The organism is Novosphingobium sp. AAP1 (genome assembly GCF_001295765.1).
Classification (GTDB): Bacteria; Pseudomonadota; Alphaproteobacteria; order Sphingomonadales; family Sphingomonadaceae; genus Novosphingobium; species Novosphingobium capsulatum.
On sequence record NZ_LJHO01000001.1, the window covers coordinates 87,802 to 102,088 of the forward strand.

The 14,287-nt window shown below is 65.6% G+C and carries 9 protein-coding genes; 4 read left to right on the forward strand and 5 right to left on the reverse strand.

What is annotated here, in order from left to right; all coding sequences use genetic code 11:
* The first annotated feature begins 36 nt into the window (after positions 1–36).
* The 4 genes from IP65_RS00375 to IP65_RS00390 are packed head-to-tail and all read left to right on the forward strand — an operon-like array spanning position 37 to position 4,896.
* The gene (locus IP65_RS00375) at positions 37–558 is read left to right on the forward strand and encodes a 2Fe-2S iron-sulfur cluster-binding protein (RefSeq protein WP_054130375.1); all 522 of its coding nucleotides are present in this window, start codon (positions 37–39) and stop codon (positions 556–558) included.
* Positions 555–1,526, forward strand: a complete 972-nt coding sequence (locus tag IP65_RS00380; RefSeq protein ID WP_054130376.1) for a xanthine dehydrogenase family protein subunit M — start codon at positions 555–557, stop codon at positions 1,524–1,526. Before IP65_RS00375 ends, IP65_RS00380 begins: the two co-directional genes overlap by 4 nt.
* Before the next feature lie 5 nt (positions 1,527–1,531).
* Positions 1,532–3,784: a xanthine dehydrogenase family protein molybdopterin-binding subunit gene (locus IP65_RS00385; protein ID WP_054130839.1), complete on the forward strand. Its 2,253-nt coding sequence runs from the start codon at positions 1,532–1,534 to the stop codon at positions 3,782–3,784.
* Positions 3,785–3,798: 14 nt separating this feature from the next.
* Positions 3,799–4,896, forward strand: a complete 1,098-nt coding sequence (locus IP65_RS00390) for a catalase family protein (protein ID WP_022677590.1) — start codon at positions 3,799–3,801, stop codon at positions 4,894–4,896.
* 21 nt (positions 4,897–4,917) lie between these two features.
* On the opposite strand, the gene IP65_RS00395 is transcribed toward IP65_RS00390, so the two are convergent.
* The 5 genes from IP65_RS00395 to IP65_RS00415 form a co-directional block, all read right to left on the reverse strand.
* Positions 4,918–7,197, reverse strand: coding sequence for an FdhF/YdeP family oxidoreductase (locus IP65_RS00395; RefSeq protein WP_054130377.1), 2,280 nt, complete (start codon positions 7,195–7,197; stop codon positions 4,918–4,920).
* A 121-nt stretch (positions 7,198–7,318) separates the two neighbouring features.
* The gene (locus IP65_RS00400) at positions 7,319–9,463 is read right to left on the reverse strand and encodes a catalase (protein WP_054130840.1); all 2,145 of its coding nucleotides are present in this window, start codon (positions 9,461–9,463) and stop codon (positions 7,319–7,321) included.
* Positions 9,464–9,620: 157 nt separating this feature from the next.
* Entirely contained in the window at positions 9,621–9,833 is a 213-nt protein-coding gene (locus IP65_RS00405; protein ID WP_022677587.1) for a hypothetical protein, read from the reverse strand.
* An 87-nt stretch (positions 9,834–9,920) separates the two neighbouring features.
* Positions 9,921–10,535, reverse strand: coding sequence for a hypothetical protein (locus tag IP65_RS00410; protein ID WP_022677586.1), 615 nt, complete (start codon positions 10,533–10,535; stop codon positions 9,921–9,923).
* A gap of 147 nt (positions 10,536–10,682) precedes the next feature.
* Positions 10,683–14,276, reverse strand: coding sequence for an aminopeptidase (locus IP65_RS00415; RefSeq protein ID WP_054130378.1), 3,594 nt, complete (start codon positions 14,274–14,276; stop codon positions 10,683–10,685).
* Positions 14,277–14,287: the final 11 nt, after the last annotated feature.

Below are 14,287 nucleotides of genomic sequence, written 5' to 3' on the forward strand. Positions count from 1 at the left end.
GCACATTCTCCCCCAAGACGAGGACCGCTTCCGGCCATGGCCCCCACTTTGCCAACCGCGCACGTCAACGGCCAGCCGCAGACGCTGCCCCAAGACCCCCGCCGCACTCTCCTCGATTGGCTGCGCCACGACCTGGGCCTGACCGGCACCAAGAAGGGCTGTGATCATGGCCAGTGCGGCGCTTGCACCGTGCTGGTCGATGGCAAGCGCATCAATTCCTGTCTTTCGCTGGCCGCGCTGCATGACGGCGACAGCATCGAAACGATCGAGGGCATCGGCACGCCCGACGCGCTTGCCCCGCTGCAGAAGGCGTTCGTATCGCATGATGGCTATCAGTGCGGCTATTGCACGCCCGGCCAGATCTGTTCGGCCAAAGCGCTGATGGCCGAACTGGCCCAGGGCTGGCCCAGCGCGGTCAGCGCCGATGTGGCCGCCCGACCCATCCCCACCGCCGAAGAACTGCGCGAGCGGATGAGCGGCAACCTCTGCCGCTGCGGCGCCTATTCCAACATCATCGCCGCGCTGGAAGAAGTCATCGGGGCGGAGGCGCTGGCATGAAGCCCTTCACTCTCGATCATGCCGCAAACGCAGCGGCCGCGCTCAGCGCCATGGGCCAGGGCGCGACGGCGATTGCCGGCGGCACCAACCTGGTTGATCTGATGAAGCTGCAGGTGGCGACGCCCGAGCGCCTCGTCTCGATCCGCCGCACCGGGCTCGACAGCATTGTGCCCGATGGCACGGGCCTGCGCATCGGCGCGCTGGTCACCAACGCCGATTGTGCGGCAGACATGCGCGTGCGCCAGGATTGGCCACTGCTGGCCCAGGCGATCCTGGCCGGCGCCAGCCCGCAGCTGCGCAACCGCGCGACCACCGGCGGCAACCTGTGCCAGCGTACCCGTTGCGGCTATTTCTATGATACCACGCAGGCCTGCAACAAGCGCGCGCCCGGCAGCGGCTGCGCCGCGCGCGACGGTTTCAACCGCATCCATGCCGTGCTCGGCACCAGCGATGCATGCATCGCCACCTATCCCGGCGACATGGCCGTGGCCTTGCTCGCGCTTGATGCCGTGGTCCTGACCGAAGGCCCGTTCGGCCCCCGCCAGATTCCGCTGGCGATGTTCCACCGCGAGCCGGGCGATGACCCGACGCGCGACAACGTGCTGCAGCCCGGCGAGCTGATCACGGCAGTGCGCCTGCCCGCGCCGACCGGCGGAATCCAAGTCTATCGCAAGGTGCGCGACCGCGCGTCCTATGCCTTTGCCCTCTTGTCCGTGGCGGCAGACGTGACCATGGACGAAGGCCGCATTGCGCGCTGCGCGCTGGCTTTTGGCAGCCTGGGCACCGTGCCGTGGCGTGACAGCGCCGTGGAAGCGGCGCTGATCGGGGAGAAGCCCTCGCCCGCGCTGTTCGACCAGGCGGCCGAAATCCTGCTGCGCCAGGCGCGCGGGTTTGGCGCCAACGATTTCAAGATCCCCCTTGCCGCGCGGGCCCTGGCCGCGACGCTGGCCCAAGCGACGAAGGGTTGAACACCATGCACCTCCCCCTGTCAGACATGTATAACCAGCCCGACGAACGCAACCTGCTCGACCATATGCGTCAAGGCGTGATCGGCCAGCCGCTCGATCGTCCCGAAGGGCCGCTCAAGGTCAGCGGCACGGCGACCTATGCCGCCGAATGGCGCATCGATGGCTGCGTCGAAGGCGTGCTGGTCTTGGCCAGCATTTCCCAGGGCCAGGTCAGCAGGATCGACCGCGACGCCGTGCTCGCGCGCGAGGGCGTGATTGCGGTAATCGCCGATCCGGCGATGACGCGGCGCCCGGCGCAGGGCATGGCGGCGAAGGCGCCGCAACAGGATGCGGCGAAGGTCGAATACTTTGGCCAGCCCGTGGCGCTGGTGGTGGCCCAAACCTTTGAGCAGGCGCGCGACGCTGCCCTGGCCCTGCCGATCGACTATACCGACGCCGACGGCGATCCCGTGCCGTTCGATCCGGCCGCGCCGGGTGTGAAGGTGGAAGCGCCATCCAGCAGCAAGCCGGTTGAGGGCGGTGACCTTGACCAGGCAATGCAGGACGCGGCCTTTTCCGTCGACGTGGAATACGACACCCCCGGCCACGCCAGCGCCGCGATGGAGCCCCACGCCACGATCGCGCAATGGCAGGGCGACAGCCTGATCCTGCACGGCAGCTATCAGATGCTGTCCTACAACGTGAAGGAAATTGCCGACTGCCTGGGCCTCTCGGCCGACAAGGTGCGGATCATCGCACCCTATGTTGGTGGCGGTTTCGGCTCCAAGCTGGGCATCACCCATGAAGCGGTCGCGGCTGCAATCGCCGCGCGTGAATTGGGCCGCCCGGTGCGCGTGGTGATGAGCCGGCAACAGGTGTTCCAGACCGTGATGCGCCGCTCCGAAACGCGGCAGCGTGTGCGCCTGGCGGCCGATCCCGCCGGCCGGTTGATCGGCCTGGGGCATGAAGCACTGGTATCCAACCTGCCCGGGGAAAAGTTTGCCGAGCCGGTCACCCAGGCAACCGAGTTCCTTTATGGCGGCGAAAACCGCCTGCTAAAGGTGGAAGTGGCGCGGATCAGTCGCATGACCGCCGGATCGGTGCGCGCGCCGGGTGAAGCGGTGGGCATGCAAGTGCTCGAAGCGGCGATGGACGAACTGGCCGAGAAGATCGGCATTGATCCGATCGAACTGCGCAAGCGCAATCTGCCGGCCGAAGTTCCGGTGGCCGGCACGCCCTATTCGTCGCGCATGTTGACACAGGCGCTGGAACAGGGGGCTGAAGCGTTCGGGTGGCGCGCGCGCCAGGACCGTCCCTGCCAGACGCGGGACGGCGATTGGTGGATCGGCATGGGCGTGGCGAGCGCCGCGCGCGTCAACATGATGGTTCCGGCCAAGGCCCAGGTCACACTCAAGGCAGATGGCAGCGCGGTGGTGGAATCAGACCAGACCGATATCGGCACCGGTTCCTATGCCATCCTTGGCCAGATCGCCGGCGAAATGCTGGGCCTGCCAATGGCGCGGGTTGACGTGAAGTTGGGCGACACCGTCCACCCGGCCGGGGCCGGTTCGGGCGGCAGCTTCGGCGCCATCTCCACCGGTTCGGCCGTGATGTATGCCTGCGAGGCGATCCGCGCCAAGCTGGCCAAGGCGCTGGGTTGCGAAACTGAAGACCTCGCCTTGAAAGACGGCATGGCCAGCGGCGGCAACGCATCACCTCGCGCGCTGCGCGATCTGCTGAACGGTGAAGACATCGCGGAAACCGGCACGATCAAGCCCGGCAAGACGGCCAAGGCCTTTTCCCAGGCCAGCTACGGCGCGTTCTTTGCCGAGGTGGCGGTCCATGCCTTCACCGGCGAGGTACGCGTGCGGCGGATGACCGGCGCGTTTGGCTTTGGCCGCGTGCTCAATGCCAAGACCGCGCGCTCGCAATGCCTGGGTGGCATGGTCTGGGGCATCGGCAGCGCGCTGACAGAGGAGCTGGCGTTCGATACCCGCGACGGGCACCTCGTCAACCATGACCTGGCCGAATATCACGTGCCGGTGCATGCCGACGTGCCGGCGATCGAGGTGATCCTGCTGGAAGAACGCGATGCCGCGGCCAGCCCGCTTCAAGCCAAGGGCGTGGGCGAACTCGGCATTTGCGGCGCAGCCGGCGCGATTGCCAACGCGGTCTATAATGCCTGCGGCGTGCGCGTGCGCAGCTTCCCGCTCACGCTCGACAAGATCCTGCCGGCCCTGCCCGATCCCTTCGCTCGCCGTGCAGACGCTGCGCTTTGAAAGGAATTCCGTCGATGACCAATCCCCCCATCGCCTACTCTGCCGACCTCGAACAGATCGAAGACAACGAAGCGGAAACCGACGCCTCGTTGGAAAAGTCGTTCGATCATATCCTCGAAACCACGGCGCAGGACTATGGCCGGCCGGTGCGCGCGGTTCATGCCAAGGCGCACGGCCTGTTTGAAGGCACGTTCACCGTCGATGCCAACCTGCCGCCCGAGCTTGCCCAGGGGCTGTTTGCCCAGGCGGGCCGTTATGACGCGGCGCTGCGCATCTCCACCAATCCGGGTGATATCCTGGATGACAATGTCGTGCTGCCCCGTGGCCTAGCACTGAAAGTGGAAGGGGTGCCGGGGGCCTACCTGCCAACCGCGGAAGGGGACGCGCAGGACTTCCTGTTCGTCAACGGCCCGGTGTTCGCGACGGCGCGGGCCGATCAGTTTGCCGGCAAGCTCAAACTGCTGGCCGCCACAACTGATCGCGCGCCTGGTGCCAAGGTGGCGCTGTCAACGGTGCTGGGCTTCATCAACAGTGCGCTGGGCAAGGTTGGCCTGGAATCAAGCGCCCTTGCCGCCATGGGTGGCGCGCCGCAGGTTCACCCGCTGGGCGAAACCTATTTCTCCACCACCCCGTTCCGCTATGGCGCGCACGTTGCCAAGTTCCGCCTGCGCCCGCTTTCCCCCGCGCTCACCGCGCTGTCAGGCAAAGTAATCGACACCAGCGGCCGCCCCGATGGCCTGCGCGAAACCATCCGCGAGGATGCCGCGAACCTGACCGGCGAATGGGCGTTCGAAGTGCAGCTGCTGCGCGATCTCGATCGCCAGCCAGTGGAAGATGCCAGCGTGGAATGGCCCGAGGAGGTCTCGCCTTTCGTGCAGGTGGCGACACTGCGCGTGGAGCCGCAAGACAGCTGGAGCGCCGACAAGGTGCAGCGGATCGATGAAACCCTGCACTTTTCGCCTTGGAACGGGCTGGAAGCGCACCGTCCGCTCGGCGGTATCAACCGCGCGCGCCGGCGCGCCTATCGCCATTCGGCTGATTTCCGGGTGGCAGCACAGCAAGGCTGCCCCGTGGCGCATGGCGAGGCGCCGGCATCCGAACCGGCCGCCTGACGGCGGCCGTAATGCGGCCGGTCAGGCCTCGATCCTGACCGGCACGCCCTTCGATGCCGGCGTGTCCGACAGCTTTTCGCGCAGCGACAGCGGCACCAGGGCATTGAGTTCGGGGAAATAGCCCGCCACCGTGCCCGCCGGCAGGTCATAGGGCACGACCTTGAGCCCGCCCACCGCACGGCGCGTGGCCGGATCGGCGGCCGTCACCAGGGTGATGCGCTGCCCTTCGGCGAGGCCCAGCCGGGCGATTTCCTGCGGCGCCATCAACGCGATCGTGCGCTCTCCCGAAAGCCCGCGCAGCCGGTCGTTCATGCCATAGACCGTGGTGTTGAACTGGTCGTTTGACCGCAAGGTGACCAGGCGCAGCGTATCGTCTGCCTCATCCTGCGGGCCGGCGTTGAGCACGCTGGGGTCGGTAAACTCGGCCCGCCCGCTTTGCGTATGCCAGACCCGGCGGCGGGCATCGTTGCCGCGGAAAAACCCGCCGGGCTGATGCATGCGCCGGTCCATGTCGAAGAACTCCTTGGGATAGGTCCGCGCGATCAGATCGCGAATGCGCGCATAATTTCCGCGCCAGGCATCCCACTGCCAGCGCGGGTTTTCCGGCAGGCTGGCCTTGGCCAGTTCGCAGATGATCGCCGTCTCGCTCAGCAGGTGCTCGCTCGCCGGCTTGCGCTTGCCCATCGAGCTATAGATGTGGCTGAAACTGTCCTCGATGCTGACGAACTGGTTGCCGCTGTCCTGGATATCCTCTTCCGAGCGGACCAGGCAGGGCAGGATCCAGCTTTCCTTGCCCGGCAACAGATGGGTGTGATTGAGGCGGGTGGCGATGTGCACTGTCAGGTCCATCTCGCGCCAGGCGGCGTGGATCTGGCCGTGGTCCGGCACGGCCATCGCCAGATTGCCGCCCAGCCCCACATAGACCCGGTTCTTGCCGGCCTGCAGCGCTTCCAGGAACTTGGCCGTGTTGTGCCCATCCTCTGGCGGTGTCTCCAGCCCCAGCACGGTGCGATAGGTTTCCACCGGCGCCAGCGCCACCTTTTCGGTGATGCCCACGGTGCGCTGGCCCTGCACGTTGGAATGGCCGCGAATGGGCGAGCAGCCTGCGCCCGGCCGCCCGATGTTGCCGCGCAGCAGGAGCAGGTTGACCAGCATGCCGATCGCTTCGCTGCCGTGCACCTGCTGGGTCAGCCCCATGCCATAGATGCCGAACACCGCCTTGGCATCGGCATAGACATCGCCGGCTGCTTCCATCTCGGCGCGGGTCACGCCGCTCGCCACCTCCAGCGCGTCCCAGCCGGTAGCATCCAGCTTGGCCCGGAAAGCCTCGAAACCATGGCAATGTGCGTTGATAAACTGTTGATCGAGCAGGCCCGCTTCTCGCTCGGCACGCGCCAGCACATGCTTGCACACGCCCATCAGCGCGGCGATATCGCCGCCAGGACGCACCTGCAGGTAAAGATGGCTCAGCCGCGTCGCCTTGCCCGTCAGCATTTCCAGCGGGCTTTGCGGATTGACGAATTCGACCAGCCCCGCTTCCTTGAGCGGGTTGAACGTCACGATCTTGCAGCCGCGCTTCACCGCCTGTTGCAGCGGATGCAGGATGCGCGGCGAATTGGTGCCCGGATTCTGGCCTAAGTAAAAGATCGCGTCGCACTGCTCCAGGTCTTCCAGCTGGCAGGTGCCCACCGGCGAACCGATCACCTTCTTGAGGCCGACCGAGGTGGTCTCGTGGCACATGTTGGAACTGTCGGGCAGGTTGTTGTGCCCCAGCATGCGCGCGAATGCGGCATAGAGATAGCTCGGCTCAAGCGCCGCCTTGCCGCTGGCGTAGAATGTCATCGCCGCAGGATCGATCTGGCGCAGCCGCGCGCCGATCGCGGCAAAGGCTTCTGCCCAACTGGCGCGCAGGTAGCGGTCGCTGGCAGGGTCATAGCGCAGCGGCTCGGTCAGGCGGCCTTCGCGCTCAAGCTCATTGGCGCTTAGGCCCCACAGCGAACTGACGGTGTGCTGTTCAAAGAATTCGGGCGTGCAGCGCGCGCTGGTCAGGTCCCACAGCGTTGCCTTCGCGCCGTTTTCGCAGAACTCGAACTTGGCCGGCGTCGGCGGCTTGATCCACGCGCACGAGGTGCAGGCCGTGCCATCCGGCTTGTTGAGATGCGCCAGTGTTTCCAGCGCGCCGGGGCCCGCTCGCTGCGACAGTTCGGTGGCGGCAATCCCTTCCAGCGATCCCCATCCCCCGGCCGCTTCGGGCACCTCGATCGCTTGTGCCTTGGCTTCCGGGGTCTGGGGCTCGGTCATGATAGGCTCATCCTGTCTCAAGGGTCGGCGGCACAAAGAAAATTCAATGGATCACAACGGCCATCACCCCGGATTTGATCCGGGGTGATGGTAACGTTTCACTCTTTTACCGCTTACGGGATCACGCCAGGGCACGGACCTTTGGCTCGCGGGCAAAATGCCGCACCGGGCCAACCGACATCAGGTCGGCATTGGGCACCACGCCATCGTCCTTTTCAACGCCGGCCTTGTCCAGGATCACCTGGGTGCCGGAGCAATGGGCAATCGTCTTGCAATGGCCATAGGCGTCCATGAACCATTGCACCGCTGCGCCTTGGCGGGCCAGTTCGGCTGCCGCTTCGGGCATCAGGACCGAGGCGACCGCATCGAACATGACCGAGGGCGAACCATCAAGCTGCCCATCGGCCTTGAGCGTGCCGCCCTTGACGGCAATGCCACCCACCTTCGGCGCCACCAGGAATACCGATCCGCCGGCACCCTCGATGTCTTTCTTGAGCGTGTCGATCGCCGCCTTGTCCGATCCTTCCGCAAACAGGATGCCCACCTTGCGGCCTTCAAAGGTCTTGCGCGCCTGCTTTTGGATCGACAGCGCGTCTGACGGCTTCATCGCCGTCGGCGCACGCGCGGCGGGTGCCTTTTCCGGCAGGTCCATCGCCAGGCCCTCGGCCACGCGGCTGGCCAGTTCCTCGTCCACATTGCGCAGGCGCGACAGCACACGCGTGCGGATATGCTCCAGGCTTACCTTCGACAGTTCGAACACCAGGGCAGAGGCGATATGCGCCTGCTCGCTTTCGGTCTGCGAATGGAAGAACAGCGCAGCCTGGCTATAGTGATCGGCGAAAAGCTCGGGCCGCACGCGCAGCTTTTCGGTGGGATCGTTGCGCTCGCCGTTTTCCCGGAACGAGGTGAACCCGCTATCGGGATCGGCGCGTGGCCCGCTGGCTTCGCCCGCTTCATTCAGCGAGTTCGGCTCGTAATTGGCGCGGCCGGTGGGCACCAGCGTCTGCATCAGGCCATCGCGCTGCATGTTGTGGAACGGGCATTTGGGCGCGTTGATCGGGATCTGGTGGAAATTGGTCGTGCCCAGGCGCGATTTTTGGGTGTCGAGGTAGGAAAACAGGCGGCCCTGAAGCAGCGGATCGTTGGAAAAATCGATGCCGGGCAAAACGTTGGTGGGCAGGAAGGCCACCTGCTCAGTCTCGGCAAAGAAATTGTCGACATTGCGGTTCAGGGTCATGCGCCCGACGATTTCCACCGGCACGTCTTCCTCGGGCACCAGCTTGGTCGCGTCTAGCACGTCATAGGGCTGCTTGGCCGCCCATTCCTCGTCGAACACCTGCACGCCCAGATCCCAAGCGGGATAGGCGCCGCTGTCGATCGCTTCATAGAGGTCACGGCGGTGGAAATCGGGGTCGGCACCGGCGATCTTCACGGCTTCGTCCCAGATCAGCGACTCCAGGCCCTGCACCGGCTTCCAGTGGAACTTGACGAAGCGGCCCTTGCCCTTGGCATCAACCAGGCGGAAGGTGTGGACGCCGAACCCTTCCATCGTGCGCAGCGTGCGCGGAATGGCGCGATCGCTCATCGCCCACATGATCATGTGCATGGATTCCGGCATCAGGCCGACGAAATCCCAGAACGTGTCATGCGCGCTCGCCGCCTGGGGATAGCCGCGATCCGCCTCCATCTTCACCGAGTGGATCAGGTCGGGAAACTTGATCGCATCCTGGATGAAGAACACCGGGATGTTGTTGCCAACCAGGTCCCAGTTGCCCTCGTCGGTGTAGAACTTGACGGCAAAGCCGCGCACGTCGCGCGGGGTATCGACCGAGCCAGCCCCGCCCGCGACGGTTGAAAACCGCACAAACACCGGGCAGGTCTTGCCCGTTTCCTGGAACAGCCCCGCCTTGGTCAATTCGGGGATCGCGCGGGTCACTTCGAACACGCCGTGTGCGCCCGAGCCGCGCGCGTGAACGATGCGCTCAGGGATACGCTCGTGATCGAAGTGGAAGATCTTTTCGCGCAGGATGAAGTCTTCCAGCAGCGCCGGGCCGCGTGCGCCGGCCTTGAGGCTGTTCTGGTTGTCGGCCAGGCGGTGGCCAAAGTTGTCGGTCAGATAACCATCGGCCGGGGCACCCGCCGCTGCATCCTGATGCGTTTCCCCGCCGGTGCCGGCGCGAGTTTCGTATCCTGCGTTTCCGGCGCCGGGTTGATGGTCATGCAGCGCGTTGTCCTGCGCGGGCGAAGACTTGGGGGGCTTGGTCATGGTCATAGTCCTTTTACCGGCGGCAGGCGCGAGCGTTCACCCGGACAAAGCGGCAAAAGGCTTCGCCCGGCAGCAGACGCCAAAAATGAAACGGGTGCGTTCAGTTAAAGCGAAACCCCGTTCCGATGCCGGAACGGGGGCTTGTTTGGGTATCACATTAAACGGCGGGAGCGCGGCGAGCCTGGCGCTTGTCCATGTAGCGCTTGGCCAGCAGACCACCGGCCGCTGCCGCCACAAAGCCCACAGGGCCCAGGCGGCGCAGCACGGTGGCAGCGGCCACGCCCAGCAGAGCACCGCTGCCTTCGCTCATCCCGGCGGTGCGCTCTGCAATCTTCTTGCCGACCACGGCGGAAACGATCTTGCCAATCACGGGGCGCCCTTTCGATCTGGGGAAATTCAAGGACTTTAACGCCTGCGTGCGGCCATCGTTCCACGCCGTGCGCCGGTTGGCGGCAGATCAGACCTTCTGGCCGACACCGGGCGCGGGAACGGCCGGTGCCTCTGCCTTGGCGGGGATTGCCTGGCTATTGGGCTTGACCGTGCTGCAACTGTCGGACGCCGCCTGGGTTACGCGCGGGGCCGCATGCGCGCCGCCTTCAGAGCTGTACGATACCGTGCGGGTGCAGCCCGAAGCGTCGGTCGTGCTCGACACATAGGTCATGTGCACGCCCTTGGGCAGGTTGGTCATCCCCGCCACCGTCATGCCCGGCATGCCGTCTGCCGGCGCGGCAGTGCCCTGGGCCATGGCAGCGCGCTGCATCAGCGCGGCTTGCTGCATCATCGCGGCGGCCTGCTGATCGAGCATCGCCGAAACCAGCGCCATGTGGGCAAAGGGATCAGCCGCCATCAAGGCCTGCTCGTCGGCCGCGGGATCAACGCCAGCGTCCCTCGCGGCCACCGGCTGGATCGCAATGCGCGGCGCGACAGCGCCGTGGTACTGTACCTGCGCCACCGTGCCATCGGGCAGATTGACCAGCATCGTGTGCAGATCATTGGTTGCCGCCTGGGCCGCGCAGGCGCCAGCTACGCTCAAGGCTGCGGCACCGATCACAAACTTGGGAAATCCTGGCATGGATATCGCTCCTTGTGCTTGTTTGCGCGGGAAATCTCCGCAATCGGGCTGAACGCGCGATGAAGCAGCAAAGGCGATGCGACGGGCTGTGAAGCAGTGGCGCCCCACGCCACGCCAGCAAGCGCGGCATGGGGCGACAGGGGATCATCAGCCGCCCGTGACGGCGATGACATTGTCATCGCTCTTGCGGTCGATGAACGTGTTGTAGGGATCGACCCCGGCATAGGCCGGCTTGCGGCGGCTGGTCAGCACGATCGTGCTGGTGCCGTCGTGCAGGCGGTGGCGCTCCATGGTGATGACATCGGCCTTGCCAAAGGCGCCCTCGCCCGGCTGCGCGGTGAACAGGCCAATGTCGACATACTGATCGAGCGGCACGGGGGTGCTGGCGCCCTTGCCATCGTCGCGCGCCATGCTGGCGCTGAGCGTCAGCGTGGTCTGCCAGGTGCCATCGGCACGGCGCTGGGTTTTCGCGCTGTCCGCCTTGAAATCCCACACCGTGATGGTTTCCAAAAGATCACGCACCAGCGCATGTTCCTGCGGCGTCCGCGCCAGCGCGTGGAAGCCGCGCACCAGATCCATCGAGGTGGAATAAGGCGGCCCCTGAAAGCGATAGCGCGCCAATATCTGGCGCAGCATGGCATTGACCCGCGCTTCGCCCAGGCGGTCCTGCAGCAGGTAGAGCGCGACCGCGCCCTTGCGATAGTGGATATAGGGCTGGTCTTCCACGCGGGCCAGCGGCACTTCCTCCACCGCTTCACGCCCGCGCGAAGAAAGGTAGCGATCGAGTTCATAGCGCAGGAAGCGGCGGATCTTGTCCGGCCCGTAAAGCTGCTTCATCACCATCAGCGCTGAATATTGCGCCAGCGTTTCGACCATCATCGTCCCGCCCTGCATTTCCGCGCTGATTTCCTGGTGGGCCCAGTACTGGTGCGACAACTCGTGCGCGGCGACATAGGTGGCGTAGTCGATCTTGTCGGGATCGCTGAAATCACCCAGGAACCCGATCGATTCCGAAAACGGCATCGTGCCGGCAAAGGCCTGGGCAAAGCTGGCATAGCCGGGAAATTCAACAATGCGGGCATAATCGAACTGATAAGGCCCGAAATTGCTGCGATAATAGCCCAGCGCCACGCGCGCGGCGCGCTGCAGGCGGGCGACGTTGTAGGCATGCTGGGGATCGTAATAGATCGAGACCTGTACGCCATCGGCATCGCGGGTGTCGATCGCATAGCGGGCCGACTGGATCGACCAGAAGTTGAGGATGGGCACACGCGAGACAAAGCGCGCGGTGCGCTGCCCGCTCGCCACCGCATCGGCCACCTTGTCGCCCGGCGCCAGCGGCACCTGGTCGGCGGCGGTGGTGACGGTGATGTCGCTCGTCACCCAGCTGGCGTTGGCGATATAGTTGAACCGCCGCGCGCCTTGGTCTTCCAGCTTGGGCATGCGGTGCTCTGCCGGCAGCCCGTGTTCGCGGCGCTTGACCGGATCGCTCAACATGGCCGCGCGCTGGATGCCGATCGTGGGCGCGATCTCGCTGGAATCGAGGAACGTGCCATTGGCCAGCAGGCGCGTGTCATCGCCCAGCGGGTTGATACCCTGCTGCCAGCGCCGCACGCGGAAATGCAGCCGGGTGGTGGCGCCCGGCGCCAGCGGGCGGTCGAACGTAAAGAAGCGCACCTGGCGCCGATCATCGTCATGGCTCACCCGCGCGCCATCGATCGTCAGCGCCAGGACATCGCGATCGTGCTGCGGCAGCATCAGGTGCACGGTGGACAGCGGCGCGCCGGTGCTGTTGACCAGGTCATAGGTGCCCTCTGCATCCATCCGCGGCGTGGCCGGATCGATGCGGACCTTGAGCGCGATATGCGTGACGCTCGGCTCGGGCGCATATTCATAGCGGGCATAGAGCTTTTCGAGGTTGGCCGCGTCGATCTCTTGCTGCGCGCCGTTTTCGTAATGGTTGCGCACATCCATCTGATAATAGAGCCAGGCGCCGGTTGCCGCCATGCCGGCCAGCGCGGCCAGGATCAGGCCGCCGGCCGGGCTGCGCAGCCGGCGCAGCGCCTGGCGGCTGCGTGCGCCGACGCCATCGTTGGCACCACGCGGCCACAGCAGATGCGCTGCCGCCATCAGCGCCACCAGCAGCAGCCCTGAATAGAGCCGCAGCCACCAGTTGGTGGCCCAGCCCACCCGCGCGCCGTTGATGTCGGTCAGCGGATTGGGCACGCTCGAGGCATATTGGTACAGCGGGTGGTCCCAATGCATCGCCGAGGCAACGATGCCGAACACGAACCACACCAGCAGCAAGCCCCAACCGACATACTTGCTGGGCGAAACCACCTGAAGGAACACGGCCAGACCGGCCAGCAACACCATGTCGGCCGTGGTCGGCACCAGGTACCACCACAGATATTGCCCCAGCGCGATCGCGGTAAAGCCATTGGCCAGTTGCACGCCGATGCCTACCAGCGTGCCCAGCGCCACCGTGATGAACAGCACCAGCACCAGCGCCAGCACCTTGGGCAGCAGCAAGGCCCAGCTGGGCAAGGCGCTGGCATCGATGATCGCGCTGATCCGCCGCTCACGATCGCGCCAGACCAGTTCGCCGGCATAGAACCCGGCGATCACGATCGGCCCCAGCGTGAACGCGCTGCGCAGCGCCATGATCTGCAGGAACGTGGCAGGATAGCTCTTGCTGCCATACATGCTGTCGCTGAAGCTCAAGGCCGCCAGCGCGTTGATCGCGCCCACGGCCACCAGCACCAGGAACGCCGGGCTGCGCAGGATCATCCGCGCCTCGAACGTGATGCGCGCGATCAGGCGCGGCCATTGCGCGCGGGCCTGGTCAGGATCGGGCAGCCGGCTTACCCGGTTGGGCGTGGCAGCGGCAAGCTTGCGCGCGCGCCGTGCTTCGCGCCGCAACTGGCGCTTGCTCGCCGCCGGGGTAGCAAAGCTGAAACGCCACCATGCCAGCGCCAGCGCTGCAACCGTGACAGCGAGCCAGATGGCGCGGTTTTCCAGCATGAGCGCGGAAAACGGAAAAGGCTGCGCGTTGATTTCCGCCAGCGTCCAATAGCGGGTTTCGAGCGCGATGCCGACAACGCCGAACGGATCGGTGAGCGCCGCCAGCGTGCGCAGATCGGGATGGCTGGCGAGGATGCCGCGCGTTACGCCCCAGATCAGCAGGCTGGCCACCACCGCCACATAGGTTGCCATCATCGAGCGAGTGAGCGTGGCCACGGCAAAGAAAAACGCCGCACTCCACAACAGCGTGGGCATCGCCACCAGCACGAACGGGCGCAGATAGGCGTCGAGCCGGTTGGGCCCGATCGTTTCGGGATCGAGCCAGGGCATCAGCGACCCGACGACGCTGCCCAGCGGCACCGCGGCAAAGACCAGCAGCGACACGAGATAGGCCCCGGCAAAGCGGCCGAACAGGTAATCGCCCTTGCGCACCGAGGTTGCCCGCACAAGCGGGCCAAAGCCGCTGTCATCATCGCGCACGATCACGTTGGCGACGAATGCCGTGGTGGAAAACAGCGCAAAGATCGTCATCACACCCTGGGTCATCGCCAGGGACAGCGTGCCGTTTTGCCAGGCGTTGTCGGGCGTGCCACCGATCGAGATCTGGCTCGAAGCCATGGCGCCAAACGAGAGGAGGAAGAACAGCGCGAACACCACCCAGAACACCGGGCTGCGCAACTGATAGCGGATTTCGAACGCGGCGATGCGGCCAAGCATGTCTGTGCCCC

What these genes read in the sequence shown, in the direction of transcription:
- IP65_RS00375 (WP_054130375.1), top strand. Translation starts at nt 37, where the DNA reads ATGGCCCCCACTTTGCCAACCGCGCACGTCAACGGCCAGCCGCAGACG.
- IP65_RS00380 (WP_054130376.1), top strand. Translation starts at nt 555, where the DNA reads ATGAAGCCCTTCACTCTCGATCATGCCGCAAACGCAGCGGCCGCGCTC.
- IP65_RS00385 (WP_054130839.1), top strand. Translation starts at nt 1,532, where the DNA reads ATGCACCTCCCCCTGTCAGACATGTATAACCAGCCCGACGAACGCAAC.
- IP65_RS00390 (WP_022677590.1), top strand. Translation starts at nt 3,799, where the DNA reads ATGACCAATCCCCCCATCGCCTACTCTGCCGACCTCGAACAGATCGAA.
- IP65_RS00395 (WP_054130377.1), bottom strand. Translation starts at nt 7,197, where the DNA reads ATGACCGAGCCCCAGACCCCGGAAGCCAAGGCACAAGCGATCGAGGTG.
- IP65_RS00400 (WP_054130840.1), bottom strand. Translation starts at nt 9,463, where the DNA reads ATGACCAAGCCCCCCAAGTCTTCGCCCGCGCAGGACAACGCGCTGCAT.
- IP65_RS00410 (WP_022677586.1), bottom strand. Translation starts at nt 10,535, where the DNA reads ATGCCAGGATTTCCCAAGTTTGTGATCGGTGCCGCAGCCTTGAGCGTA.
- IP65_RS00415 (WP_054130378.1), bottom strand. Translation starts at nt 14,276, where the DNA reads ATGCTTGGCCGCATCGCCGCGTTCGAAATCCGCTATCAGTTGCGCAGC.